This is a genomic window from Prevotella conceptionensis 9403948, from assembly GCF_000312305.1.
Classification (GTDB): domain Bacteria; phylum Bacteroidota; class Bacteroidia; order Bacteroidales; family Bacteroidaceae; genus Prevotella; species Prevotella conceptionensis.
In genome coordinates this window covers 1-797 of record NZ_HE999511.1, presented here as the reverse complement: position 1 = coordinate 797, position 797 = coordinate 1, and the positions used below count along the sequence as shown (strand labels likewise).

Below are 797 nucleotides of genomic sequence, written 5' to 3'. Positions count from 1 at the left end.
GTCACTGCCGAGACGCTCTACGATGCAGCAGGCAACAAACTGCAAGGCACACAGAACACCTACGAGCTTAAACAACAGGCAGACACGACGGTGTTCTTCCCCGCACTGCCTCCGTAAAACAGACCATTTACGACAACAACGGACAGGCAGCATGAGCACCACCGTGCACAACACTTACGACGCTTACGGCAACCTCGCCTCTTACAAGGAAACGGCACGAACTACGAGCTGGATGCCGACATCGCCTACCACGACTTGCAGGCGAAGTACATCGTCTCCGTGCCCAAGCACATCGCCGTAAAGGAAAAGGAGGAAAGGTCTGCCGCGAACGCTCCACGCAAATCAACGGACATGGCGACATCACCCGCATCACGATGCACAACGGCGCAAAGCCGTCGGTCTACGACATGGCCTACGATGCCTACGGCAACCTGACGAGCCTCACCAAGCCCGAGAACCATAAGGGGCAGCGCATGCGCTACGACTACACTTACGACGATGTGCTCCATGCGCTGGTGACGAGCGTAAAAGACGCCTACGGCTACACCTCTTCCACCGCCTACGACTACAAGTGGGCGGTGCCCGTGGAGACTTCCGACCTCAACGGCAACAAGATGCGCTATGCCTACGACGACATGGGACGCCCGAGCACGATTGTCGGTCCGAAAGAGATTGCCGCAGGCAAGCCTTACACCTTTAAGTTCGAATATCATCCTGCCGGCCGTTATGCCCGCACGGTGCATTACGCACCCGAGGGCGACATTGAGACCTACACCTTTGCCGACAGCCTGATGCGC

General features: G+C 57.5%; 1 pseudogene. It reads left to right on the top strand.

Annotation, left to right across the window (positions count from 1 at the left end):
- Positions 1-374: 374 nt before the first annotated feature.
- A pseudogene (locus BN93_RS18880) lies at positions 375-797 on the top strand (hypothetical protein); the annotation flags it as partial.